This is a genomic window from Kitasatospora sp. NBC_00039 (genome assembly GCF_045160625.1).
Classification (GTDB): Bacteria; Actinomycetota; Actinomycetes; order Streptomycetales; family Streptomycetaceae; genus Kitasatospora.
On record NZ_CP108289.1, the window covers coordinates 6,356,416 to 6,379,366 of the forward strand.

The following is a 22,951-nucleotide window of genomic DNA, read 5'->3' on the forward strand; positions in this document are numbered from 1 at the left end:
CCGCCTTCGTGGCGTCCCATCGTCGTCCCAAGCCTGCCGGCCGCGCCCGGGTCTCGATCCTGACCGGTGTCGCCGCCGCTGCCGTCGCCCTCTCTGCGCAGTCCGGCGCCCACGCCGACCCGACGCCGACCAAGGACCAGGTCAAGGAGCAGGTCGACCAGCTCAACGAGCAGGCCGAGCAGGCGACCGAGAAGTACAACGGCGCCCAGGCCAAGCAGCAGGAGCTGCAGAAGCAGGTCGGCGAGCTCCAGGACCAGGTGGCCCGTCAGCAGGCCTCGGTGACCGAGGCCCAGGGCGGCCTCGCCGAGATCGCCGGCGAGCAGTACCGCAACGGCGGCATATCGTCGACCGTCCAGCTGATGCTCTCGTCCAGCCCGGACAACTTCCTGAACCAGGCTGGTGCGCTGACCCAGGCCAGCAGCACCCAGTCCGGTGCGCTGAAGGACCTCCAGGAGCAGCAGCGCAAGCTCGACCAGGACCGCAACGAGGCCCAGGCCAAGCTCGGCGAGCTGGAGACCACCACCCAGCAGCTGAAGGCCTCCAAGGAGGAGGTCCAGGGCAAGCTGGCCAAGGCCCAGGACCTGCTCAACACGCTGACCGAGCAGGAGCGCCAGGCGCTGCGCGCGGCCGAGGAGAAGGCCGCCGCCGAGGCGAAGGCCAAGGCGGACGCCGCCAAGGCCGAGGCGAAGGCCAAGGCCGACGCCGACCGCGCCTCCCGCGACAACAGCCGCACCGACCTCGGTGCGTCGTCCTCGGCGCCGGCCGCCGCCAAGCCCGCCGCGCCGGCCGCCAACGGCTCGCGCGCCGCCGCCGCGATCGCCGCCGCGGAGAGCAAGCTCGGTTCGCCGTACGTCTACGGCGCCACCGGCCCGAGCTCCTTCGACTGCTCCGGCCTCACCGGCTGGGCCTATGCGCAGGCGGGCGTCTCGCTGCCGCGCACCTCGCAGCAGCAGGCCGGTTACGGGACCAACGTCGGCACCAACATCGCCAACGCCCAGCCCGGCGACCTGATCATCTACCGTGCCGACGCCAGCCACGTCGCCCTGTACGTGGGCGGCGGCCAGGTCATCCACGCGCCGAAGCCCGGCGCGGTGGTCCGGTACGAGACCGCCACCATGCTGCCGATCTCCGCCATCGTGCGCGTCTGATCCGCATCGGCCCCGACAGGCCCGGCCTCCCCTCGTGGGAGGCCGGGCCTGCGGCTTTTCCGGCGGCTCGGGCAGATGTCCGATTGAGGGTCAAATATTTGGGTTGGGAGGGGTTTGGACTCGATCGCCCGGACTCGCTAACGTCTGCCACCGGACTCCCGCTCACGAGCCGCCCGCCCCCGGTGCGGCGGCGGGGCCGGGCCGCAGGATTGGAGCCACCGTCGCATGGCCGTGCACCGCCGTTCCCCGCTGTCAGGAGCGCACGCGCTCGCCCGTGCGCTGGTGCTGACAGCGGCGGCCACCACCGTGCTCGGCATGGCCGGTGACGGCACCGCCCAGGCCGCGCCGGGCCCGCCGGACACGCCCTCCAGCCGCACGGACGTCAAGACGCAGGTCGAGCAGCTCTACGACGAGGCCGAGCAGGCCTCGGAGAAGCACAACGCGGCGCTCGACGCCCAGCAGCGGCTCCAGCACGAGACCGGCACCCTCCAGCAGCAGGTCGCCGTCGCCCAGGACGAGCTCAACCAGCTGCGCGGCGACCTCGCCACCGTGGCCGGCGCCGAGTACCGCGGCGGCGGCATGGCGCAGACCGTCCAGCTGATGCTCTCCACCGACCCCGAGGGCTACCTCTCCCGGGCCCGCAGTCTGGACCAGGCGGCCGAGCGGCAGAACGAGACGCTGCACGAGGTGGTGGCCCGTCAGCGCCGGCTCGACCAGCGCCGCGCCGAGACCTCCGCCAAGCTCTCCGAGCTGGACCAGATCCGCCGCGCCCTGGCCGACAGCAAACAGCAGATCCAGCAGCGGCTGGCCAAGGCGCAGAAGCTGCTCAACAGCCTGGGCGCCGGCGAACGGGCCCGGATGGCCGCCCAGGACGCCCGCGAGGCCGAGCAGCGCGCCACCCGCGGCACCGACCGGCTCGACCTGGGCACCGCCCCGCCCGCCTCCGAACGCGGCGCCGCCGCGCTGGCCGCCGCCGTGAAGATGATCGGCTCGCCCTATGTGTACGGATCCACCGGGCCCCGCGCGTTCGACTGTTCCGGTCTGATGTACTGGAGCTGGCGGCAGGCCGGAGTGACCCTGCCGCGCACCTCGCAGGCCCAGGCGTACGCCGGTCAGCGGGTCAGCATCTCCGACGCGCGACCGGGAGACCTGGTGATCTTCTACCGGGACATGCACCACGTCGGCATGTACGCCGGCGGCGGGGTGATCGTGCATGCCCCGTACCCGGGTGCCAAGGTCCGGTACGAGAGCGTCAACGCGATGCCCGTCGCGGGGGTGATCCGGCTCTGAGCCGGTCCGGGCCGAGACCTTCCTCCACCGCCGCCGGGGCACGCCGCTGCACGCTGTCCCGGCGCGGTGCCCTGCTGCTCGCCGCCGGCGGGCTGGCCCAGCTCTCGCTGCCCGGGGCCGCCCCGGCGGCGCCCGTGCGGGCGGCGGCGGACCAGCAGGCCGAGGTGACGGCACTGCTGGCCGAACGCGCCCGGGCCCTGGCCGCCGGGCCGCCCGCGCTGCCGCTGGCCGAGGCGGGCTACCGCAACCTTGTACTCGGCCCGGCCGGCGCGCCGGACCGGCTGAGCGCCACCGCCGAGCTGGCCGTCCGGGTGGCCGGGCACGACGAGTACCCCGTGGTGTACCCTCGCCGGCTCGCGCTGCTGCGCACCCCCGGCGGCTGGCGGGTCGAGCGGGAGGAGAGCGTCGGGGGCCCGCCGCCGTTCTGGGACCTCGGCACCGTCGCGCCCGCCCGTGGTGAGCACACCTTGGTGCTCGGCCTGGCGAGCGGACCGGACGCGGCCGGGCTCGCCGCCGTGGCCGACCGCGCCGTCCCGGCCGTCGGCGTGCTCTGGGGCACCGGCTGGGCGGGCCGGCTGCTGCTGGAACTGCCCGCCACCGAGGCACAGTTCGCCCGGCTGCTGGAGGCCGACCCGGCCGGCTGGACCGGCATGGCGGCCGTCACCACCGCGGCGCCCGGCGCGCCCTGGCACACTCCGGCCGACCGGGTGCTGGTCAACCCCGAGGCGTACGGCGGGCTCAGCGACTTCGGCCGTCAGGTGGTGATCACCCACGAGGCCACGCACGTGGCGACCAGGGCCGACACCCGCTCCTGGACGCCGCTCTGGCTCTCCGAAGGCGTCGCCGACTGGACGGGCTACCGGGGCTCGGGCCGCTCCCCGCAGCAGATCGCCCCCGAGCTGGCCCGCGACGTCGCCGCCGGGAGGCTGCCCACGGCGCTGCCCGTCGACCAGGACTTCACCGCCGGCTCCGCCGGCATCGCCCAGGCCTACGAGCAGTCCTGGCTGGCCTGTGAGCTGATCGCCCGCCGTCACGGGCCCGAGCGGCTGGTCGCCCTCTACCGTGCGGTCGGCGCGGCGGGCCGGGGGGATGACCGGGAACAGTGGATGGACCGCGTGCTCCGGGCCGAACTGGGCCTCGGGCTGGCCGAGTTCACCGACCTCTGGCTCGCCGAGGTCCGGCGGCTCAAGGGGTAGACGCCGTCCCGCCGGTCTCGCCGGGCGCGCGATCGACCGGGTGGTACCGAGGGCCCGTCCGCCGCGGGCAGGACCCAGGGCCCGTCCGCCGCCGGAGGGACCTAGCGCCGCTCGCCGGCCGTCGGCCGGTCGATGCCGTCCAGGAGGTCCTGCTCGTACGCGATACCCGGTCGCACCGGGTAGGCGGAGGCGGGCTCCGGGCGGGCCAGCACCACGGTGGGCGGCAGCTGCTCGGGGCCGCGGGTGGAGCGCCAGAGCCGGATGCAGGAGAGCACGGTGGCGGCCACCAGCAGCAGGTTGCGCAGGGTGAGCCAGGTGATCGCCCACGGCTCGCTGCCGACCACCTCGCTGAACATCAGCGGGAACTCCACCAGGGTCAGCGGCGTCGCGGCCAGGATCAGCAGCGCCACCGGCCGCTGGCTGCTGCCGCGTACGGTCAGGCAGACCGCCGCCACGCCGACCAGCCAGACCAGGTACTGCGGGCTGATCACCCGGCTGGTCACGGTGAAGATCAGCAGCGCGGTCAGCGCCGCGTCGTACATGGTGGCGGCGTTGCGGCGCTTGGCGGTGAAGCGCCAGAGCAGCAGCCAGGCGAAGCCCAGCAGGGTGCCGGCCATCATCACCTTGCCGACCACGTTGACCCACGGCCCGAGCATCTCCACCGAGCCGTAGTTCATCATCACCTTGCCGTCCCAGGCCCCGGCGATCCGGGCGAAGTGCAGCGGAAGCGCGCCCACCGACTCCACCTCGACGCCACGGTCCTTCTGGAACGTCAGGAACTCGAACGCGCCGTTCATCCCGGCCGCGAGCAGGAAGCCCACCGAGACAGCGGTGGCCGCCGCGGCCGTCCAGGCGCGGCGGGTGCGCCGGCCGGACGGGGTGCCGATCAGGCCGATCAGCGGCCAGATCTTGATGATCCCGCCCAGGCCCAGCAGCAGTCCGCCGATCGCCGGGCGGCGGATCAGCGCCAGCAGGCCGGCCACCGCGACCGCGGTGACGATGACGTCGTACCGGTTGTAGATCATCGGGCCGAGCAGCGGGACTCCGGCCACCCAGACCCAGGCGCCGGTCAGCGCCCGGCCCCTGCGCAGCCCGGTCCGCACCAGCAGGGCCATCGCGGCGGCGTCCGCGATCCCGCAGATCACCCAGAAGGAGACCAGGTACGACCAGGGCAGCAGCCCCGGCAGCATGATCACCAGGGCGGCGCCGGGCGGGTACTGCCACGTGACGTCGTCCAGCGGGAAGGTGCCGGTCTGCAGGACGCCGTACCAGCCGTGGTAGATCAGCCATACGTCGGTGGTGACGTCCCCGCCGGGCATCCGCAGCACGCCGGTCACCAGCAGGAGCAGCAGTGCCCGGGTGGCCAGCCAGCTTCCGCCGAGCGCGCAGAGCGCCCCGGCACGCCCGGCGGGGCGGGCGGGGGCATGGACGGGCTCCTGGCGGACGGCCAGGGCCGTGCCGGGGCCGTCCGCGCCGCTGGGGTTACCGGACTCGGTGGCCGGGGCCAACTCCACTGCGCTCCCTCGTTCGTCTCGGACGTCCCACCGGAGGCGTCGCGAGACGGACGCCCGGGCGGTCGGTGTCGGGCACTGCGCCGTCGTCCGGGCGGGCCCCACCGGCTGCCTAGGTACTAGGACAGACCCGGGGGTGAAACGGTTGCCGTGCACGGTTCCGTTCCCGGCGGGTCATGGTGTTGACCTATCGTACGGATCACCCAGCGGTACACCGAGCACCCCCCGACCGAGCGAGCCGTGGCCTGATGCACAAGACCTTGATCGTCACCAACGACTTCCCGCCGCGACCCGGCGGTATCCAGGCCTTCGTCCACAACATGGCTGTCCGTCAGCCCGCCGGGAGCATCGTGGTGTACGCCTCGACCTGGCGCGACGGCAGCGAGGCCGCCCGGTTCGACGCCGAGCAGCCGTTCCCGGTGATCCGCGACCGGACGAAGGTGATGGTTCCCACACCGCGGGTCACCCGGCGGGCCGCCGAGATCCTCCGGGCCGAGAAGTGCGACTCCGTCTGGTTCGGCGCGGCCGCCCCGCTCGGGCTGATGGCGCCCGCGCTGCGCCGTGCCGGGGCCGGCCGGCTGCTCGGCATGACGCACGGGCACGAGGCCGCCTGGGCCCAGCTCCCGGCGGCGCGGCAGCTGCTGCGCCGGATCGGCGCGGGCACCGACACCATGACCTACCTCGGCGAGTACACCCGCTCCCGGATCGCCGGTGCGGTCGGCCCGGAGGCGGCCGCGCGGATGGTGCAGCTGCCGCCGGGCGTGGACGAGCAGACCTTCCACCCGGAGTCGGGCGGCGCCGAGCTGCGCCGCCGGCTCGGCCTGGCGGACCGGCCGGTGGTGGTCTGCGTCTCCCGGCTGGTGCCGCGCAAGGGCCAGGACACCCTGATCGAGGCCATGCCGCAGATCCTCGCGGACGTGCCGGACGCCGTGCTGCTGATCGTCGGCGACGGCCCGTACCGGGCGGACCTCGAGAAGCTCGCCGACGCCCGGGGCGTCCGCGCCTCGGTGCGCTTCACCGGGTCGGTGCCGTGGGAGGAGCTGCCCGCGCACTACGGCGCCGGGGACGTCTTCGCGATGCCCTGCCGCACCCGCCGGGGCGGGCTGGACGTCGAGGGCCTGGGCATCGTCTACCTGGAAGCCTCGGCGACCGGCCTGCCGGTGGTGGCCGGGGACTCCGGCGGTGCGCCGGACGCGGTGCTGGAGGGCGAGACCGGCTACGTGGTGCCGGGCGGCTCGCCGGCCGCGGCGGCCGAGCGGATCGTCCGGCTGCTGAACGACGAGGAGCTGCGCCGACGCCTCGGCGAGGCCGGCCGGCGCTGGGTGGACCGGTCCTGGCGGTGGGACCTGCTGGCCGGCCGGCTCACCTCGCTGCTGGCGGGCTGAGCGCACGCCGAAGGGCCCCTGCCGAGGCGGGGGCCCTTCGGCGTGTGGCCTCAGCGCTGGTAGATGGCCTCGACGTCGGCCGCGAAGTCCTTCAGCACGACGTTGCGCTTGAGCTTGAGGGAGGGCGTCAGGTGCCCGCTCTCCTCGGAGAAGACGGTGTCCAGCAGGCGGAACTTCTTGACCGCCTCGGCGTGCGACACGGCCGCGTTGCCGTCGTCCACCGCGGCCTGGAGGGCGGCCAGCAGGTCGGCGTCCTCGCGCAGCTCGGCGACCGTGGCGGTGGCCGGCTTGCCGTTCAGCTCCTTCCACTTGGGGAAGAAGTCCTCGTCGACGGTGACCAGGCAGCCGATGAACGGCTTGCGGTCGCCGACCACCATCACCTCGCCGATCAGCGCGTGCGCCCGGATCCGGTCCTCGATCACCGCAGGGGCGACGTTCTTGCCGCCCGCGGTGACGATGATCTCCTTCTTCCGGCCGGTGATGGTCAGGTAGCCCTCGTCGTCCAGCGAGCCGATGTCGCCGGTGGCGAACCAGCCGTCCTGCAGGGCGTCCGCGGTGGCCTGCGGGTTGTTCCAGTAGCCGGTGAAGATCTGCGGGCCCTTCAGCAGCACCTCGCCGTCCTCGGCGATCCGCACGGCCGAGCCGGGCAGCGGCTGGCCGACGGTGCCGATCTTCGGCTTGTCGTGCGGGTTGAAGGCGGTGGCCGCGCAGGTCTCGGTCAGGCCGTAGCCCTCCAGGACGGTGAAGCCGATGCCCCGGTAGAAGTGGCCGAGGCGCTCGCCGAGCGGGGCGCCGCCGGAGATCGCGTGGGTGGCCCGGCCGCCGAGGGCGGCGCGCAGCTTGCTGTAGACCAGCTTGTCGAAGACGGCGTGCTTGATCCGCAGGCCCAGGCCCGCACCCCCGCCGTCCAGCGCCCGGCTGTACGCGATCGCGGTGTCGGCGGCCCTGTCGAAGATCTTGCCCTTGCCGTCGGCCTGGGCCTTGGCACGGGCGGTGTTGTAGACCTTCTCGAAGACTCTGGGCACGCCCAGGATCAGCGTCGGGCGGAACGACGCGAGCTCGGCCGTGACGTCCTTGATGTCCGAGACGTGGCCGAGCTTGATGGGGGCGATCGCGGCGGCGATCTCGGCGATCCGGCCGAGCACGTGCGCGAGGGGGAGGAACAGCAGGACGGAGCCCTCGCCGGTCCGGAACAGCGACTCCATGCGGGCCGTCACGTTGCCGAGCTCCGCCAGGAAGTTGCCGTGGGTCAGCTGACAGCCCTTGGGGCGGCCGGTGGTACCCGAGGTGTAGACGATGGTCGCGACCGAGTCGGAGGTCGCCACCGAGCGGCGCTCGTCGATGGTGGCGTCGGAGACGTGCTGCCCGGCCTCGGCCAGCGCGGCCAGGGCGCCGGCCTCGATCTGCCAGGTGTGCTTCAGCTCCGGCAGGCGCTCGCGGACCTGCTCGACCACCTCGGCATGCCGGTCGGTCTCGGTGAGGACCGCCACCGCGCCGGAGTCGCCGAGGATCCACTCGACCTGCTCGGCGGAGGACGTCTCGTACACCGGCACGGTGATCGCGCCGGCCGACCAGATCGCGAAGTCCAGCAGCGTCCACTCGTACCGGGTGCGGGACATGATGCCCACCCGGTCGCCGGGCTCGATGCCCGCGGCGATCAGGCCCTTGGCCGCGGCGTGCACCTCGACCAGGAACTGGGTGGCGGTCAACTCCTGCCACTGGCCGTCCACCTTACGACTGAGCACCGCGACGTTCGGGTGCCGCTCGGCGTTCTGGTGCACGAGGTCGGAGAGGTTACCGCCGCTCGGTACCTGGTAGAGGGCCGGAAGGCTGAAGTCGAGCAAGACTGCTCCTCGTTCGCGACGCTGCGGGACGGCAGGACGTTACTGCCCGGTAGGCAGCTTCGACCAGGGGGGTCGGCTCCGGTGTTCGAAGTGTCACACCTTTACCCGGTCCGACCAGGCCGTGACCGGGTCGTTCGAATGGCACCCTACGGCAGCCCCGGGGTGACCGACCGGTAGCCTGCGGCGCCGCCGGAGCCCGGGCCCCGGCGGCGCGGCAGGCCACCGGGCCCTGGACCGGAGGGCGCCCCCGGGCGCGATAGCCTGCTCCGGGCGCACCCGACCGAGCAGGCTCGGCCGGGCCGGCAGCAAGGGACGACGCGGAGGGCCATTCCATGGCGGAGCACACCAGGTCGAGCATCACCATCGACGCGACCCCGGCGACGGTCATGGCCGTGATCGCCGACTTCGCCGCCTACCCGGCCTGGACCGGCGAGGTCAAGGAGATCGAGGTACTGGAGAACGCCGAGAACGGCCGCGCCGCCCAGGTGCGCCTGCTGCTCGACGCCGGCGCCATCCGCGACGAGCACGTCCTCGCCTACACCTGGGACGACGACCGCGAGGTCAGCTGGACGCTGGTGCGCAGCCAGATGCTCCGCTCGCTGGACGGCTCCTACGCGCTCGCCCCGCTCGACGGCGGCCGGACCGAGGTCACCTACCAGCTCGCCGTCGACGTCAAGATCCCGATGCTCGGCATGATCAAGCGCAAGGCCGAGAAGGTCATCATCGACCGGGCGCTGGCCGGCCTGAAGAAGCGCGTCGAGGGCTGACGCCCGGAAAGCGGGGCAGCACGGCATGACGGCCACACGCACCATCCTGGTCAGCGGCGACGCTGCGGCGCCCATGGTGGCCGCCGCCACCGCCCTGCACGCCGCCCGGCAGGGTCACCGCACCCTGCTGCTGGCCGCCGACGACCCGCACCGCGCCCTGGACACCGTCCTGGGCAGCCGGCTGGAGGCCGAACCCGCCGCCTACGCGCCCGGGTTGACCGTGGCCCGGGCCGACGAGCAGGCCGCCTTCCGGCACGCCCTCGGCGAGATCGGCGGCCGGCTCAAGCCCGCCCTCGACCTGCTCGGCGCCGAGCCGCTCGACCCCGAGGAGCTCACCGCTCTCCCCGGCACCGCCCGGCTCGCCCTGCTGCGCGCCCTGCCCGCCGCCGACGCGGACGTCCTGGTGGTGCTCGCCCCGCCGCCCGCCGAACTGATCGGCACGCTCGCCCTGCCCGAGCAGCTGGAGCGCTACCTGGCCCGGCTCGTCCCCGAGCAACGCCAGGCCGCCCGGGCGCTGCGCCCGCTGCTGGCCGGCCTCGCCGGGGTCCCGATGCCCGCCGACTGGCTTTACGAGACCCGGACCAAGGCGGCCGCCGCGCTCGCCGAGGCCCGCGCCGCGATCACCGCGCCCGGCACCAGCGTCCGTCTGGTCACCGCCGCGGACGGACACCCGTACGAGGAACTGCGCCGGATCCGGGCCGGGCTGGCCCTGCACGGGCACCGGCCGGACGCCGTCGTGGTGCACGGCGCACTGCCGGACGGCGCCGCCGACTCGCCCGACCCGTGGCTGGCCGGGCTGGCCCGCCGCCGGCAGGAGGAGCTGGCCGCCCTGGCCGCCGCCGACGACGTGCCGGTGCTGGTCACAGGCCTCGCCGAGGTCACCCTGGAGGCCGTCGCCGACCGTCTCTACGGGGCCGGGCCCGGCCCGGCGCCGCTCGCCCCCGAGCCGTGGCCGGTCGAGGACCGGCTGGCCGAGGACGGCCTGCTGGTCTGGCACCTCGCCCTGCCCGGCGCCGACCGGGCCGATCTGGACCTGGTGCGACGCGGCGACGAGCTGGTGGTCGGCCTCGGCGCCCACCGGCGCGTCCTCACCCTGCCCTCGGCGCTGCGCCGCTGCACCGTCGCGGGCGCCGGCCTGCACGACGGGGCGCTCGCCGTCCGCTTCGCGCCGGACCCAGCGGTCTGGCCGCGCGGCTGAGACTCCCGGGTGGCCAGGGGCTTCCGAGCGGCCCCGGGGGTGCGGGCCCGGTCCGGTAGCGTCGGGGCCAGTGGCCGCAGGCGCGGCCGGAGCCGAGGAGACGCCCGCGATGACCACCGCCGACGACCGCACCGAGCAGGCCGCCGAGCACCCCTTCGGCCCGGAGCTGGGCCCGCTGGTGGACGAGGTCCGCCGGTTCGCCGGCGCCGTCGGCCAGAAGGCCCAGGAGACCGGTGCCGAGACCCTGATCTCGCTGGCCGGCCTCGCCGACCGCCTGCGCGAGAAGCAGCCCGACGTGTACGAGCACCTGGCCGCAGCGGGCAGCGGGCTGGCCGCGGCCGGCGGCGAGCTGCTGGCCGCCTACCGGGCCGCCGTGGCCGGTCACGAGCACCGCTGGACTGCCGGCGAGGGCGCCCGCAGCGAGCGGATCGATCTCGACACGCCTGACGGGCCGTCCGACAAGCTGTGAAGCCCTGATCCCGAAAGAGTCACCAAGTGGCTGCTCGCTGCGACGGTGCGGGTAAGAATGTACGACTTTTGAAGGGGATCGGCGAGCTTGGCCGTCGATTGTCTTCGGTTAATGTATGCGACGGTGTATACGGGGGCAGGGTTGGGCGGTACCGTTCCGTCCAGCGGGAACGAGTGAATAGCTGAGGGACACATGGCTCTGACCATCGGCGTCGACGTCGGCGGGACCAAGATCGCGGCAGGCGTGGTCAACGAGGCGGGCGAGATCCTGGCCCGGACCAGGGTGCCCACCCCGGCCGACCCGCAGTGGGCGGTCGACGCCATCGCGCAGGCCGTGCGCGAGCTCAAGGAGCAGTACCCCGACGTGGTCGCGGCCGGCGTCGGTGCCCCCGGCTTCGTCGACCGCGGCCGCTCGACGGTGATCTTCGCCCCCAACATCGACTGGGAGGACGAGCCGCTGCGCACCCGGATCGAGGAGCTCACCGGCCTGGACACCGTGGTCGAGAACGACGCCAACTGCGCTGCCTGGGCCGAGTACCGCTTCGGCGCGGCCGCCGGGCACGACGACATGGTGCTGATCACCGTCGGCACCGGCATCGGCGGCGGCCTCGTCCTGGACGGCCGGATGCACCGCGGCCGGTTCGGCGTGGCCGGCGAGATCGGCCACCTCAACATGGTCCCCGACGGCTTGGCCTGCGGCTGCGGCGGCAGGGGCTGCTGGGAGCAGTACGGCTCGGGCCGGGCGCTGCGCCGCTACGGCCGCGAGAAGGCCGCCGCCGACCCGATCCACGGCAAGCGGATGCTGGAGCTCAACGACGGCGTCGCCGAGACCATCCGCGGCATCCACATCACCCAGGCCGCCGAGGAGGGCGACCCGCTCGCCCTGGAGTGCTACGCCGAGCTGGCCGACTGGCTGGGCCGGGGCATGGCCGACCTCGCCGCGCTCTTCGACCCGGGCGTCTTCGTGCTCGGCGGCGGCGTCTCCGACTCCGGCCGGCTGCTGCTCGACCCGGTCGCCAAGGCCTTCGAGTACTACCTGACCGGCGGGGTGCACCGCCCGCGCGCCGAGGTGGTGCTCGCCTCGATGGGGTCGGCCGCCGGCATCTCCGGCGCGGCCGACCTGGCCCGCACCGTCTGACCCCACCACGCGCGCGCCGGCGGCGGCGCGGCCACGGCCTCCGGGCCACGGCCGTGCCGCCGCCGGCGCGTGTTCCCCCGCCCTCGCGTTCCCCAGAGCGCTGTCCCCGCGTTCCCCTGCCTTCGTGTTCTCCCGCTGCCGGGCCGCCCCGCTGCCGTACGGTCGTCAACGGATCACCACCGGACGCCAGGGGAGGACCGCCATGACGAGTGAACCGACGAGCGCCGGCCCGGCCGAGCTGCCGCCGCCCGGGCCGGGGCGGCTGCGACTGCTCAGCTACAACGTCCGCTCGCTGCGCGACGACCGGCACGCCCTGGTCCGGGTGATCCGGGCCTGCGGACCGGACGTGGTCTGCGTCCAGGAGTCGCCGCGCTACTGGCGGCCGGAGGGCCAGGCGGCGTGGCTCGCCCGGCAGACCGGCACGGTCGTCCTGTCCGGCGGCGGCCGGACCGCCGCCGGACCGCTGCTGCTCGGCCGGCTGGGGGTGGACGTGCTCGGCGTCCACGACCGGCTGCTGCCCAAGACCCGCGGCCTGCACGCCCGCGGCTTCGCCGGCGCCGTGGTCAGGGTGGCCGGCTCGGTGCCGTTCTCCGTCACCGCCTGCCACCTGAGCCTGGACCGGGCGGAGCGGTACGGGCAGTTCGAGCTGCTGCTCGACCAGCTGAGGCACGCCGAACTCGGCGTGGTGGCAGGCGACTTCAACGAACACCCGGACGGCCCCGGCTGGCGGCTGCTGGCCGGGCGGCTCCAGGACGGCCATGTGGTCGCGCCCTGGGGCGGCGAGTTCACGTCCGTCCCGGAGAACCCCTACCAGCGGATCGACGCCGTCTTCGCCACCCCCGGCGTACGCGTCCTGGCCTGCGGCGTCCCGCACGGCCTGCCCGGCGTCACCGAGGCCGACCTGCGGGCCGCCACCGACCATCTCCCGGTGCTCGCCGTCCTGGAACTGCCGGTCGGCTGAACGGCGGACGGGGCCGGCCGGGAGTCAGACGACCGCACCGCCGTGCGGGTCCTCGGGCTCGTCCTCGTCGCGCTCCTTCATCCGGACCACCAGGGTGACGAAGCCGCCCAGGAAGGCCGTCACCCCGACCCAGGCCGGCCAGCCGGAGACCTCGCGCCAGACCACCGCGTCGAACAGCAGCAGCGCCGGGCCGCCGAGCACGGCCAGCCACGCGAACTTGGCGGTGACGTCGGCGGCGGGCAGCGGCGGCGGCTCCGGCGGGACGAAGTGGCCCTCGTCCGTCTCCTCGGCCAGCTCGAAGTCGCGCGGGCCGGAGGCGGCGGCCGGCATCACGGGCCTGGTGGAGCGGGGGCGGGGCTGCGGCGCCAGGTCGGAGAGGTCGTCCGGGTCGGTGCGGCGCTCGGTGGCGTCCTTGAAACCGCCCTTCAGCTCGCCGCGCGCCCTGAGGTCCTCGATCTCCGGCCAGTTCGGGTTGTTGAGGTCGACGGGGTCGTCGAACTGGGCGACCAGCGCGGCGAAGATCTCGTCCTGTTCGGCCTGGCTGCGTTCGGGCGCGCGCCGCACCCGGGGCGGCTCGGCGGCGCCGGTGGCGCCCTTGCCGGCGTCCGCACCGGTGCCCGGGCCACGGTTCGCGCCGGTGTCCTTACCGCCGTCGGCGCCCTCGGCGGCGTCGGCCTTCTCGTTCTCCGCGTCCTCGCGGGGCGCCTCGTCCTCGCCGCCCGCCGTGCTGCTCTCGTGCACTTCCGGCCCTTCAGCCTTGGTGATCGTCGGATTCGACCCGGGTGACGCCCGCCGCGTGTGCGGGAGCCAGCCGTCGGATGAAGTCCTGGCTGGCCGTGAATATTTCCGCCGCGTCGTGGTCCAGCGTCGCGACGTGGTAGCTGCGCTGGCACAACCGCTCCGTCACGTCGGTCGAGGATATCCGGGCCAGCACCAGTTCCGAGTTGGCCGCCGAGACGACGTGGTCCTGCGGACTGTGGAAGAGCAGCACCGGCTGGGTCACCTGCGGCAGCCGGCCCTGGACGTCCTTCCAGAGCCTGGTCAGCGACCAGGCCGCGTGCAGCGGCGTCCGGTCGTAGCCGAGCTCGGCCGAGCCCGGGCGGGCGATGTCGTTGGCGATCCCGGGCAGGCTGGGCACCAGGTGACGCAGCACCGGAAGCAGCACACTTGCGGGGTTGTCGGAACGCACCGACGGGTTGACCAGCACCAGCCCCGAGACGGCCGGCCCGTGCACGGCGGCCAGCCGCAGCGCCAGCGAGGAGCCCATCGACAGGGCGAAGACGAAGACCTGCTCGCACTCGGCGGACAGCGCCAGCAACTCCCGCTCGACCTCGGCGTACCAGTCCTCCCAACGGGTCACCTGCATGTCCTGCCAGCGGGTGCCGTGCCCGGGCAGCAGCGGCAGTGCGACGGTGTACCCGGCCGCGGCCAGCTCCTCGGCCCACGGGCGCAGCGACTGCGGCGAGCCGGTGAAGCCGTGGCAGAGCAGCACACCCACCGGTCCGCCCCGGTGGCGGTACGGTTCGGCACCGGGCAGCAGCGGCATGGCGGGCTCCTTCGCGGGCGGGGGCGCTGAGAAGAGGACGCGGGAAAGGGCGGTACGGCAACGGCAGGCTGCGGAAACCGCATCGTCCCATGTGCCTGCCCACGCCGTACACCCCCGCCGTACACCCCTCCGGACGCCCCGCCGGGGCGGGGCGGGGCGCGGGCGGCCGCCGCGGGGCATTAGGATCGACCGGTCCGCATAACAGGAGGCCCGGGTTGTTCTACCGACTGATGAAGATGATCGTCGCGCCACTGCTTCGGATCTTCTTCCGGCCGTGGATCGAGGGTGAGGAGAACATCCCCACCGAGGGTGCCGCGATCATCGCGAGCAACCACCTGTCCTTCTCGGACTCCTTCTTCTTCCCCGCGCTGATCAAGCGCCGGGTGACCTTCATCGCGAAGGCCGAGTACTTCAACACGCCCGGTGTGAAGGGCAAGCTGACGGCCGCCTTCTTCAAGGGCGTCGGCCAGCTGCCGGTGGACCGTTCGGGCGTGCGCGGCGCCGGCGAGGCGGCGATCCGCTCCGCGATCGCGGTGCTGGACCGCGGCGAGCTGTTCGGCGTCTACCCGGAGGGCACCCGGTCGCCCGACGGCAAGCTGTACCGCGGCAAGGTCGGCGGACTGGCCCGCGTCGCGCTGGCCACCGGCGCGCCGGTGATCCCGGTCGCGATGATCGACACCGAGAAGGTGCAGCCGCCCGGCCAGGTGATCCCCAACTTCGGCATCCGCCCGGGCATCCGGATCGGCCGGCCGCTGGACTTCTCCCGCTACCACGGCATGGAGAACGACCGCTTCATCCTCCGTTCGGTGACGGACGAGGTGATGTACGAGATCATGCGGCTCTCCGGCCAGGAGTACGTGGACATCTACGCGACGGCCGCCAAGCGGCAGATCGCCGACGACAAGAAGCGCGCGGACGCCGAGCGCAAGGCGGTCCAGAAGGCCGAGCAGGCCGCCGCCAAGGCCGAGAAGGCCGAGGCGGAGAAGACGCAGAAGGCCGCCGAGCAGGACCAGAAGGCCGCCGAGTAGGACCAGCAGGAGAGCGGCCCGGCCTGAGGGCGTGTCCGACCGTTCCCGCCCCGGCGCGCGACGGGGACCGTCGGACACGCCCCCGGCCGCCGAGGGAGGGGCGGGGACGATGACGGACGGCGGCAGAACGGCTGCGGTCGGCGGGGCGGTCGCGGCCGGCGGCATGTCCGTCGAACTGCCGCTCTGGCGGGCCATTTCCTTCTTCCGGGTCCTGGCGCTCTGCTATGCGGTGCTGCGCTTCTTCAACTCGTACCTGGAGTTCCTGCACCCCGTCGCCGGCTGGATCTACCTCGGCGCGCTGACGCTCTGGACGCTGGCCAGCACCCGTGCCTTCGCCGGGCCGCAGCGCTGCACCTGGTACGTGCTGGGCACCGACCTCACGCTCGCCGTCACCGGCATCGTGATGAGCGGTCTGACCGACGACCCGGCCCGGATCAGCCACGGCGCGCCCACCCTGCCGACCATCTGGGCGGCGGGCACCGTGCTCGGCTTCGCCGGCCGGGGCGGCTGGCGCTGGGCGGCGGCGGCCGGTTCGGTGATCGGGGTGGCCAACATCCTCGGCCACGGCGGTCCGACCGGCGACAATATCCACAACATCGTGCTGCTGATGGTGGCCGGCTGTGCGATCGGCTACGTGATCGAACTGGCCCGGGCCAGCGAGGCGACGCTCACCCGCGCGCTCCAGGTGGAGGCCGCCAACCGGGAGCGCGAGCGGCTCTCCCGGGACATCCACGACGGCGTGCTCCAGGTGCTCGCGCTGGTCCAGCGCAAGGGCGGCGAGAAGGGTGACGGCCGGAGCGCCGACTTCGCCGAGCTGGGCCGGCTGGCCGGAGAGCAGGAGCGCGCGCTGCGGGCACTGATGAGCGGTGGCCCGCTGCCGGCCCAGCGCGCACCGCTGGAGCCGCGGGACCTCCGCACCCTGCTCGGCGCGTACGCGGACGAGCGGATCACGCTCTCCGCCCCCGGCACCCCGGTGCTGCTGCCCGCTCCGGCCGCCGGTGAGCTGGCCGCGGCCGTCGGCGCCGCCGTGGACAACGTCCGCAAGCACGCCGGCTCCGGGGCCCGCGCCTGGATCCTGGTCGAGGACGAGCCGGAGGCCGTCACGGTCAGCATCCGCGACGACGGCCCGGGCTTCGCTCCCGGGCGGCTCGGCGAGGCGGAGCAGGCCGGCCGGCTCGGTGTCTCCCAGTCGATCCGCGGCCGGCTGCTGGACCTCGGCGGCACGGCCGAGCTGTACTCGGTGCCCGGGGAGGGCGTCGAGGTCGAACTCCGCGTCCCGAGGAAGGGCTCTGATGACCGACCAGCCGACTGACCGGCCGACGACTGACCGGCCGACGACCGACCTGCCGACGGCCGACCGGCCGGTGCGGGTCATGGTCGTGGACGACCACCCGATGTGGCGCGACGCCGTCTCGCGGGACCTCGCCGAAGCCGGGCTGGACGTGGTGGCCACCGCCGGTGACGGCGAGGAGGCCGTCCGCCGGGCCCGCGCCTGCGCCCCGCAGGTGGTGGTGCTGGACCTCAACCTGCCCGGGCTCTCCGGCGCCGAGGCCTGCCGCCAGGTGGTGGCCCAGGACCCGTCGGTGCGCGTCCTGGTGCTCTCCGCGAGCGGTGAGCACGCGGACGTGCTGGAGGCGGTGAAGTCCGGCGCGACCGGCTACCTGGTGAAGTCGGCCGGCCGGGACGAGCTTCTGGACGCGGTGCGCCGTACCGCCGTCGGCGACGCGGTCTTCACCCCGGGCCTGGCCGGCCTGGTGCTCGGCGAGTTCCGCCGGCTGGCCGCCGAGCCCGCCGCGCCGACCGCCCCCGCCGTCCCGCAGCTGACGGCCCGGGAGACCGAGGTCCTGCGGCTGGTCGCCAAGGGGCTGTCCTACCGGCAGATCGCCGACCGGCTGGTGCTCTCCCACCGCACGGTGCAGAACCACGTCCAGAACACCCTCGGCAAGCTCCAGCTGCACAACCGCGTCGAGCTGGTCCGGTACGCGATAGAGCAGGGCCTGGACGACGAGATCTGAGCGGTACGCCGCGCCGCACGGGCGGCGCACCGCTCGGGGACCTGCGGGGAACCTCAGCCGCGGACGGCGGAGGCCTCCCGGAGCAGCCCGGCGACGATGTCCACCCCGTCGCGGGTGAGCACCGACTCCGGGTGGAACTGCAGGCCGGCGAAGCCGGGGCCGCGCAGCGCGTGGACGTCGCCGGTCAGCGGGTCGCGCGAGACCTCGACGCCCTCGGCGGCCAGCCGGGCGGCGTCCACGTCCGAGCAGCGCGCGGTGAACGTGTTGTAGAAGCCCACCGTGCGCTTCACCCCGAACAGGTCGACGCTCTCCTGCGCGCCCTGGAACGGCACGGCCTTGCGGGCCAGCGGCAGCCCGAGGACGTCCGAGAGCAGCTGGTGGCTGAGGCAGACGGCGAGCAGCGGCGCGGTGCGGGCGCCGGAGCGGGCCGCGGCCAGCGCGTCGGCGACGATCGGGCGGAGCACGGCCATTTTGGGGTCGTCGGCCGCGGCCGGGTCGCCCGGGCCGGGGCCGAGCACCAGCGGGCCGCGGTGGGCGGCGACCCGCTCGCGCAGGCCGGGCTCGTCGAAGCGGACGACGGTGACCTGGTGGCCGAGCGAGGTCAGCAGGTGGGCGAGCATCGAGGTGAAGGTGTCCTCGCCGTCAACCACCAGGGTCGGCTCGGCCTGGGTGATCCTGGCCGGCTCCTGCATCCGCAGCCAGAACGGGGCCAGGTTGGCGCGCCGGGCGTCCAGCGCCGCCTGGACCCGGTGGTCGTCGGCGAGCCGCGGGCCGGACGGGTTCGGCAGCCGGGCGGGCGCGGGGCGGGCACCGATCGCGGTGAGCACCCCAGCGGCCTTGGCGTGCGTCTCGGCGACCTCGGACTCCGGGTCGGAGTGGCGCACCAGGGTCGCGCCGACCCGGACGACCAGACGGCCGGTGGCGGGGTCGATGTCGGCGGCGCGGATGCAGATCGGGGAGTCCAGCTGCTGGCCGCCGCTGGCCGAGCGGCCGATCAGGGCGAGCGCGCCGGCGTAGTAGCCGCGGCCGCCGCGCTCGTACCGGCTGATCACCCGGGTGGCGTTCTGCACCGGGCTGCCGGTGACGGTGGCGGCGAACATCGTCTCCTTCAGCACCTCGCGGACGTCCAGCGAGGTGCGCCCGCGCAGCTCGTACTCGGTGTGCGCGAGGTGGGACATCTCCTTGAGGCGCGGCCCGAGCACCTGGCCGCCGAGGTCGCCGACGGTGCACATCATCTTGAGCTCCTCGTCGACCACCATGGTGAGCTCCTCCAGCTCCTTGGGGTCGTGGAGGAAGGCGATCAGCGAGTCGAGGTCGGCGCCGCCCGCCGGATAGCGGTAGGTGCCGGAGATCGGGTTCATCACGACCGTCCCGCCGCTCTGGCGCACGTGCACCTCGGGGGAGGCGCCGACCAGGACGCGGTCACCGGTGTGCACCAGGAAGGTCCAGTAGGCGCCGCGCTCCTGCTGGAGCAGCCGGCGGAAGAGCGCGAGCGCGAGGGCGGGGGAGCAATGTCCGTCGGCGGCTCCGTCGCGGGCCTCCAGGGTGGCGGTGAAGTCCCGCCGGATCACGAAGTTGGCGCCCTCGCCGCGCCCGATCTCGTCCTCGATCACCCGGCGGACGATGCCGGCGTACTCCTGGTCGTCGATGTCGAACGCACCGCCGGACAGGGACACCGGCAGCTGCGGGAGGGCGGGCGTCAGCTCGGCCAGCGGAAGGGCGTACTGCTCGGTCACCGCGAGGGCCTGCAGCGGGGTGGCGTCGTCGTGCGCCTCGAAGCCGCGCTCGCGGATCTGCCGGTACGGGACGAGGGCGAGCAGGTCGTGCACCGGGCCGCCGGCCGGGACGCCCTCGCGGACCGGCAGGTCGGCCAGCCGCTCGTAGCTGCCGACGGTGCCCAGCAGCACCTCGACGGTGTCCGGGGCGAGCCGGGGGGTGCGGCGGTGCAGCAGGGCGAACGCGGGGGCGTCCGGGCCGGTCAGTCGGGCGAGCAGGTCGGTGGCGGTGGTCACGGTGGCGGCTTCCTTCCGGGTGGAGGCGGGGGGCGGTACTGGAGTTCCGCTCCCGGGAGGGCCGTCTGCTCATACGCCGACGGCCGCCCCGAGGGGCGGCCGTCGTGTTCGTCTAGGAACGCGGGATCTGCGGGCCACCCGGGGGGTCGGCCCACCACCAGGAGTAGGTGTGCGGCGCGTTCATGCGTCGAGCGTAGCGGATGCGGAGGACCGGGCGGGGCCGTCACACGGATGTCCGGCAGGTGTCTCACCCCTCGGGCAGTGGTCACAAATCGGTTGTCGCACCCCGTAGCCTTGCCGTGTGACCGTGACAAATCACCCCTGGCAGTCCCTGCCCGCGGCGCAGCAGCCTGAGTGGCCGGACCAAGAGGCTCTGCGCAAGACCCTTGCTGAGCTCGCCGCCTATCCGCCGCTCGTCTTCGCCGGCGAGTGCGACCAGCTGCGCGCCCGGCTCGCTGCCGTGGCGCGTGGTGAAGCGTTCCTCCTGCAGGGCGGCGACTGCGCCGAGGCCTTCGACGGCGTTTCGGCCGAGCACATCCGCAACAAGCTGAAGACCCTGCTGCAGATGGCGGCCGTGCTGACGTACGCCGCCTCCGTCCCCGTGGTGAAGGTCGGCCGGATCGCCGGCCAGTACTCCAAGCCGCGCTCCAAGTCGACCGAGACCCGTGACGGCGTGACCCTGCCGGTCTACCGGGGCGACTCGGTGAACGGCTTCGACTTCACCCCCGAGTCCCGCATCCCGGACCCGGAGCGGCTGAAGCGGATGTACAACGCGTCCGCCGCGACGCTCAACCTGGTGCGCGCGTTCACCACCGGTGGTTACGCGGACCTGCGCCAGGTGCACGCCTGGAACCAGGACTTCGTGCGGAACTCGCCGGCCGGCCAGCGCTACGAGCAGCTCGCCCGCGAGATCGACAACGCGCTGGCGTTCATGAACGCCTGTGGCGTGGCGCCGGAGGAGTTCAAGACGGTCGAGTTCTACTCCTCGCACGAGGCGCTGATCCTCGACTACGAGACCGCGCTGACCCGCGTGGACTCGCGCACCGGCGAGCTGTACGACGTCTCCGGCCACATGGTCTGGATCGGCGAGCGCACCCGCCAGCTGGACCAAGCGCACATCGAGTTCGCCTCCCGGATCCGCAACCCGATCGGCGTGAAGCTCGGCCCGACCACCTCGGTCGACGAGGCGCTCACCCTGATCGAGAAGCTGGACCCGGAGCGCGAGCCCGGCCGGCTCACCTTCATCACCCGGATGGGCGCGGGCAAGATCCGCGAGCACCTGCCCACCCTGGTGGAGAAGGTCACGGCCTCCGGTGCACAGCCGGTCTGGATCTGCGACCCGATGCACGGCAACACCTTCGAGGCCTCCAGCGGCCACAAGACCCGCCGCTTCGACGACGTGCTCGACGAGGTCAAGGGCTTCTTCGAGGTGCACCGCGCTCTCGGCACCCACCCGGGCGGCATCCACGTGGAGCTGACCGGCGACGACGTCACCGAGTGCGTCGGCGGTGGCGACGAGGTGCTGGTCGACGACCTGCACCAGCGCTACGAGACGGCTTGCGACCCGCGGCTCAACCGCAGCCAGTCGCTGGACCTGGCGTTCCTGGTGGCCGAGATGTACCGCGGCGGCCACTGAGCCCGCGAGGCTCGGACCGGCCCCGGCCGGCCCCTGATGTGACGAAGGCCCCTCCGGATTCGGGATTCCCGAGCCCGGAGGGGCTTTTTCGTGCCCGGATCGCCGGGTAAGGTGAGGCTTAGTGAGCTAAGGCATGCCTTAGTCAAGATCCACTCCGCCGCACCCCCGGGAGAGACCGCGATGTACGTGTGCATGTGCCATGCGGTCACCGAGGCCCAGGTGAAGAAGGAGATCGACGCGGGTGCCAACAGCCCGCGCCAGATCGCCAAGGGCTGCAAGGCCGGCACCGACTGTGGCTCCTGCGTCCGGCGGATCCAGGCCCTGCTGGGCGAGCACGGCGCGCGGCCCTGCCCGACCGCCCGGCTGGCCGCCAGGCTGGGGCTGGCCGACCCGGAGGCCGCCCCCTCGGAGGCCGCGCCGTCGGAAGCAACCCCGCTCGCGCCGCTGCGCGCAGCCTGACGGTTCGGGGCGCCCGCCGCCCTCAGGACTCCGGCTGCTCGACCAGCTGGGCGATGTAGAGCGCCTCCCCGAGCTTCTCCAGCAGCTCGAGCTGGGTGTCGAGGTAGTCGATGTGGTGCTCCTCGTCCGCCAGGATGGACTCGAAGATGTTCGCCGAGGTGACGTCGTTCTTGGCCCGCATCACCACGATCCCGCGCTTGAGCCGGTCGATCGCCTCGACCTCGACCTGGCGGTCCGCCTCGAACATCTCCTTGACGGTCTGGCCGATCCGGACGTGGAAGAGCCGCTGGTAGTTGGGCAGTCCGTCCAGGAAGAGGATCCGGTCGGTGAGCACCTCGGCGTGCTTCATCTCGTCGAAGGACTCGTGCCGGGTGTACTTGGCGAGCTTGGTCCAGCCGAAGTTCTCCTGCATCTTCGCGTGCAGGAAGTACTGGTTGATGGCGGTCAGCTCGGCGGTGAGCTGCTCGTTGAGGAATTCGATGACCTCTGCGTCGCCCTTCATGGCGCTGCCTTCCTGCTGTGCGTCCGGGAACCTCGGCCGTGCCTGCGGCTGCACGCATCCTGGCATCGCGATGGGACGAAATTCCAGTAAGTTCACACTCAGTAGGACATGTGTCGGAATATCCGATTCGGTCGGCTATTGACCCGTACGGGCGGGCGTGCAGCGCCGGAAAGGGGCGCGCACCGGGCGTTGTCCGCCGTCTGTCACCATGGACCCATGGGTCAGTCCGAACAAGAACCGCTTCCCCCGTCTGACCCGAGGCTCCCTCCGGGGCAGCGCCCGCAACGCGGCTGGCCCGCCCTGCACTACGGCCCGGTGCCCCGCTTCAAGCCGCTGACCTGGGACTTCCAGGTGTTCGGGGCGACCGCCTCGGCGGAGAAGCACAGCTGGGACTTCGCCGGCTTCAGCGCCCTTCCGCGCGCCACCGTCCGGGCCGACCTGCACTGCGTCACCAAGTTCTCGATGCTCGGCAACGAGTGGACGGGCGTGTCCGCCGCCGCCGTACTGGAGCAGGTGCCCCCCGCGCCCGACGTCACCCACGTCATGGTCTGGGCCGAGTACGGCTACAGCGCCAACCTGCGGCTGGCCGACTTCGCCGACCCGCGGACCGTCTTCGCCACCCACCGCAACGGCGAGCCGCTCACCGCCGAGCACGGCTTCCCCGTCCGGCTGGTGGTCCCGCAGCTGTACGCCTGGAAGGGGCCCAAGTGGGTCCGGGCGGTCGAGTACATGCGGGCCGACCGGCGCGGCTTCTGGGAGGAGCGCGGCTACCACAACCTCGCCGACCCCTGGCAGGAGCAGCGCTACTCCTACCAGGAGGAGCCGGGCGACGGGCCGCTGCGCTAGG

The 22,951-nt window shown here is 73.5% G+C and carries 21 protein-coding genes; 15 read left to right on the forward strand and 6 right to left on the reverse strand.

Going from position 1 to position 22,951, the window contains the following annotated elements; all coding sequences use genetic code 11:
• The first annotated feature begins 8 nt into the window (after positions 1–8).
• The 3 genes from OG286_RS28260 (at position 9) to OG286_RS28270 (ending at position 3,634) form a co-directional block, all read left to right on the forward strand.
• Positions 9–1,148, forward strand: coding sequence for an NlpC/P60 family protein (locus OG286_RS28260; protein WP_396319419.1), 1,140 nt, complete (start codon positions 9–11; stop codon positions 1,146–1,148).
• 225 nt (positions 1,149–1,373) lie between these two features.
• Complete coding sequence (locus tag OG286_RS28265) at positions 1,374–2,438, forward strand: NlpC/P60 family protein (RefSeq protein ID WP_396319418.1); 1,065 nt, start codon at positions 1,374–1,376, stop codon at positions 2,436–2,438.
• Between the two features lie 134 nt (positions 2,439–2,572).
• Complete coding sequence (locus tag OG286_RS28270) at positions 2,573–3,634, forward strand: hypothetical protein (RefSeq protein ID WP_405365858.1); 1,062 nt, start codon at positions 2,573–2,575, stop codon at positions 3,632–3,634.
• Between the two features lie 101 nt (positions 3,635–3,735).
• On the opposite strand, the gene OG286_RS28275 is transcribed toward OG286_RS28270, so the two are convergent.
• Entirely contained in the window at positions 3,736–5,148 is a 1,413-nt protein-coding gene (locus OG286_RS28275) for a glycosyltransferase 87 family protein (protein WP_396319416.1), read from the reverse strand.
• A gap of 245 nt (positions 5,149–5,393) precedes the next feature.
• On the opposite strand from OG286_RS28275, the gene OG286_RS28280 reads away from it, so the two are divergent.
• Positions 5,394–6,530 (forward strand): glycosyltransferase family 4 protein, encoded by a 1,137-nt coding sequence (locus tag OG286_RS28280; protein WP_396319415.1) that lies wholly within the window; start codon positions 5,394–5,396, stop codon positions 6,528–6,530.
• Between the two features lie 50 nt (positions 6,531–6,580).
• Here OG286_RS28280 and OG286_RS28285 read toward each other — a convergent pair whose 3' ends face one another.
• Positions 6,581–8,374, reverse strand: coding sequence for an AMP-dependent synthetase/ligase (locus tag OG286_RS28285; protein ID WP_396319414.1), 1,794 nt, complete (start codon positions 8,372–8,374; stop codon positions 6,581–6,583).
• A gap of 332 nt (positions 8,375–8,706) precedes the next feature.
• Here OG286_RS28285 and OG286_RS28290 point away from each other — a divergent pair, with 332 nt between their 5' ends.
• The 5 genes from OG286_RS28290 (at position 8,707) to OG286_RS28310 (ending at position 12,906) form a co-directional block, all read left to right on the forward strand.
• Positions 8,707–9,141, forward strand: a complete 435-nt coding sequence (locus OG286_RS28290; protein ID WP_396319413.1) for an SRPBCC family protein — start codon at positions 8,707–8,709, stop codon at positions 9,139–9,141.
• Positions 9,142–9,166: 25 nt separating this feature from the next.
• Entirely contained in the window at positions 9,167–10,339 is a 1,173-nt protein-coding gene (locus OG286_RS28295) for an ArsA family ATPase (RefSeq protein ID WP_396319412.1), read from the forward strand.
• Positions 10,340–10,448: 109 nt separating this feature from the next.
• Positions 10,449–10,808 carry a DUF5304 family protein gene (locus OG286_RS28300; protein ID WP_396319411.1) on the forward strand — a complete coding sequence of 120 codons (360 nt, stop codon included), beginning with the start codon at positions 10,449–10,451 and terminating at the stop codon, positions 10,806–10,808.
• Positions 10,809–11,000: 192 nt separating this feature from the next.
• Positions 11,001–11,945: an ROK family glucokinase gene (locus OG286_RS28305; protein ID WP_396319410.1), complete on the forward strand. Its 945-nt coding sequence runs from the start codon at positions 11,001–11,003 to the stop codon at positions 11,943–11,945.
• Between the two features lie 202 nt (positions 11,946–12,147).
• The gene (locus tag OG286_RS28310; protein WP_396319409.1) at positions 12,148–12,906 is read left to right on the forward strand and encodes an endonuclease/exonuclease/phosphatase family protein; all 759 of its coding nucleotides are present in this window, start codon (positions 12,148–12,150) and stop codon (positions 12,904–12,906) included.
• 24 nt (positions 12,907–12,930) lie between these two features.
• On the opposite strand, the gene OG286_RS28315 is transcribed toward OG286_RS28310, so the two are convergent.
• Positions 12,931–13,647, reverse strand: coding sequence for a hypothetical protein (locus OG286_RS28315; protein ID WP_396319408.1), 717 nt, complete (start codon positions 13,645–13,647; stop codon positions 12,931–12,933).
• A gap of 10 nt (positions 13,648–13,657) precedes the next feature.
• Entirely contained in the window at positions 13,658–14,452 is a 795-nt protein-coding gene (locus OG286_RS28320; RefSeq protein ID WP_396319407.1) for an alpha/beta hydrolase, read from the reverse strand.
• Positions 14,453–14,682: 230 nt separating this feature from the next.
• On the opposite strand from OG286_RS28320, the gene OG286_RS28325 reads away from it, so the two are divergent.
• The 3 genes from OG286_RS28325 (at position 14,683) to OG286_RS28335 (ending at position 17,495) form a co-directional block, all read left to right on the forward strand.
• Complete coding sequence (locus OG286_RS28325) at positions 14,683–15,480, forward strand: lysophospholipid acyltransferase family protein (RefSeq protein WP_396319652.1); 798 nt, start codon at positions 14,683–14,685, stop codon at positions 15,478–15,480.
• A 109-nt stretch (positions 15,481–15,589) separates the two neighbouring features.
• Positions 15,590–16,792, forward strand: coding sequence for a MacS family sensor histidine kinase (macS, locus tag OG286_RS28330; protein WP_396319406.1), 1,203 nt, complete (start codon positions 15,590–15,592; stop codon positions 16,790–16,792).
• A 61-nt stretch (positions 16,793–16,853) separates the two neighbouring features.
• On the forward strand, positions 16,854–17,495 hold the full coding sequence (locus OG286_RS28335) for a response regulator (RefSeq protein WP_396319651.1): 642 nt from the start codon (positions 16,854–16,856) through the stop codon (positions 17,493–17,495).
• 53 nt (positions 17,496–17,548) lie between these two features.
• Here the strand turns inward: OG286_RS28335 and OG286_RS28340 are convergent, their stop codons facing one another.
• Positions 17,549–19,507, reverse strand: coding sequence for an anthranilate synthase family protein (locus OG286_RS28340; RefSeq protein WP_405359585.1), 1,959 nt, complete (start codon positions 19,505–19,507; stop codon positions 17,549–17,551).
• Positions 19,508–19,808: 301 nt separating this feature from the next.
• Here OG286_RS28340 and OG286_RS28345 point away from each other — a divergent pair, with 301 nt between their 5' ends.
• Complete coding sequence (locus tag OG286_RS28345; RefSeq protein ID WP_396319404.1) at positions 19,809–21,143, forward strand: class II 3-deoxy-7-phosphoheptulonate synthase; 1,335 nt, start codon at positions 19,809–19,811, stop codon at positions 21,141–21,143.
• Between the two features lie 180 nt (positions 21,144–21,323).
• A complete protein-coding gene (locus OG286_RS28350) occupies positions 21,324–21,602 on the forward strand; it encodes a bacterioferritin-associated ferredoxin (RefSeq protein WP_396319403.1) in 279 nt (92 codons plus the stop codon).
• A 22-nt stretch (positions 21,603–21,624) separates the two neighbouring features.
• Here OG286_RS28350 and bfr read toward each other — a convergent pair whose 3' ends face one another.
• On the reverse strand, positions 21,625–22,104 hold the full coding sequence (gene bfr / locus OG286_RS28355) for a bacterioferritin (RefSeq protein WP_396319402.1): 480 nt from the start codon (positions 22,102–22,104) through the stop codon (positions 21,625–21,627).
• Between the two features lie 216 nt (positions 22,105–22,320).
• On the opposite strand from bfr, the gene OG286_RS28360 reads away from it, so the two are divergent.
• Complete coding sequence (locus tag OG286_RS28360; RefSeq protein ID WP_396319401.1) at positions 22,321–22,950, forward strand: sulfite oxidase-like oxidoreductase; 630 nt, start codon at positions 22,321–22,323, stop codon at positions 22,948–22,950.
• Position 22,951 lies beyond the last annotated feature (1 nt).

What these genes read in the sequence shown, in the direction of transcription:
- OG286_RS28265 (WP_396319418.1), top strand. Translation starts at nt 1,374, where the DNA reads ATGGCCGTGCACCGCCGTTCCCCGCTGTCAGGAGCGCACGCGCTCGCC.
- OG286_RS28280 (WP_396319415.1), top strand. Translation starts at nt 5,394, where the DNA reads ATGCACAAGACCTTGATCGTCACCAACGACTTCCCGCCGCGACCCGGC.
- OG286_RS28290 (WP_396319413.1), top strand. Translation starts at nt 8,707, where the DNA reads ATGGCGGAGCACACCAGGTCGAGCATCACCATCGACGCGACCCCGGCG.
- OG286_RS28295 (WP_396319412.1), top strand. Translation starts at nt 9,167, where the DNA reads ATGACGGCCACACGCACCATCCTGGTCAGCGGCGACGCTGCGGCGCCC.
- OG286_RS28300 (WP_396319411.1), top strand. Translation starts at nt 10,449, where the DNA reads ATGACCACCGCCGACGACCGCACCGAGCAGGCCGCCGAGCACCCCTTC.
- OG286_RS28305 (WP_396319410.1), top strand. Translation starts at nt 11,001, where the DNA reads ATGGCTCTGACCATCGGCGTCGACGTCGGCGGGACCAAGATCGCGGCA.
- OG286_RS28310 (WP_396319409.1), top strand. Translation starts at nt 12,148, where the DNA reads ATGACGAGTGAACCGACGAGCGCCGGCCCGGCCGAGCTGCCGCCGCCC.
- OG286_RS28320 (WP_396319407.1), bottom strand. Translation starts at nt 14,452, where the DNA reads ATGCCGCTGCTGCCCGGTGCCGAACCGTACCGCCACCGGGGCGGACCG.
- OG286_RS28325 (WP_396319652.1), top strand. Translation starts at nt 14,683, where the DNA reads ATGAAGATGATCGTCGCGCCACTGCTTCGGATCTTCTTCCGGCCGTGG.
- macS (WP_396319406.1), top strand. Translation starts at nt 15,590, where the DNA reads ATGACGGACGGCGGCAGAACGGCTGCGGTCGGCGGGGCGGTCGCGGCC.
- OG286_RS28335 (WP_396319651.1), top strand. Translation starts at nt 16,854, where the DNA reads ATGGTCGTGGACGACCACCCGATGTGGCGCGACGCCGTCTCGCGGGAC.
- OG286_RS28350 (WP_396319403.1), top strand. Translation starts at nt 21,324, where the DNA reads ATGTACGTGTGCATGTGCCATGCGGTCACCGAGGCCCAGGTGAAGAAG.
- bfr (WP_396319402.1), bottom strand. Translation starts at nt 22,104, where the DNA reads ATGAAGGGCGACGCAGAGGTCATCGAATTCCTCAACGAGCAGCTCACC.
- OG286_RS28360 (WP_396319401.1), top strand. Translation starts at nt 22,321, where the DNA reads ATGGGTCAGTCCGAACAAGAACCGCTTCCCCCGTCTGACCCGAGGCTC.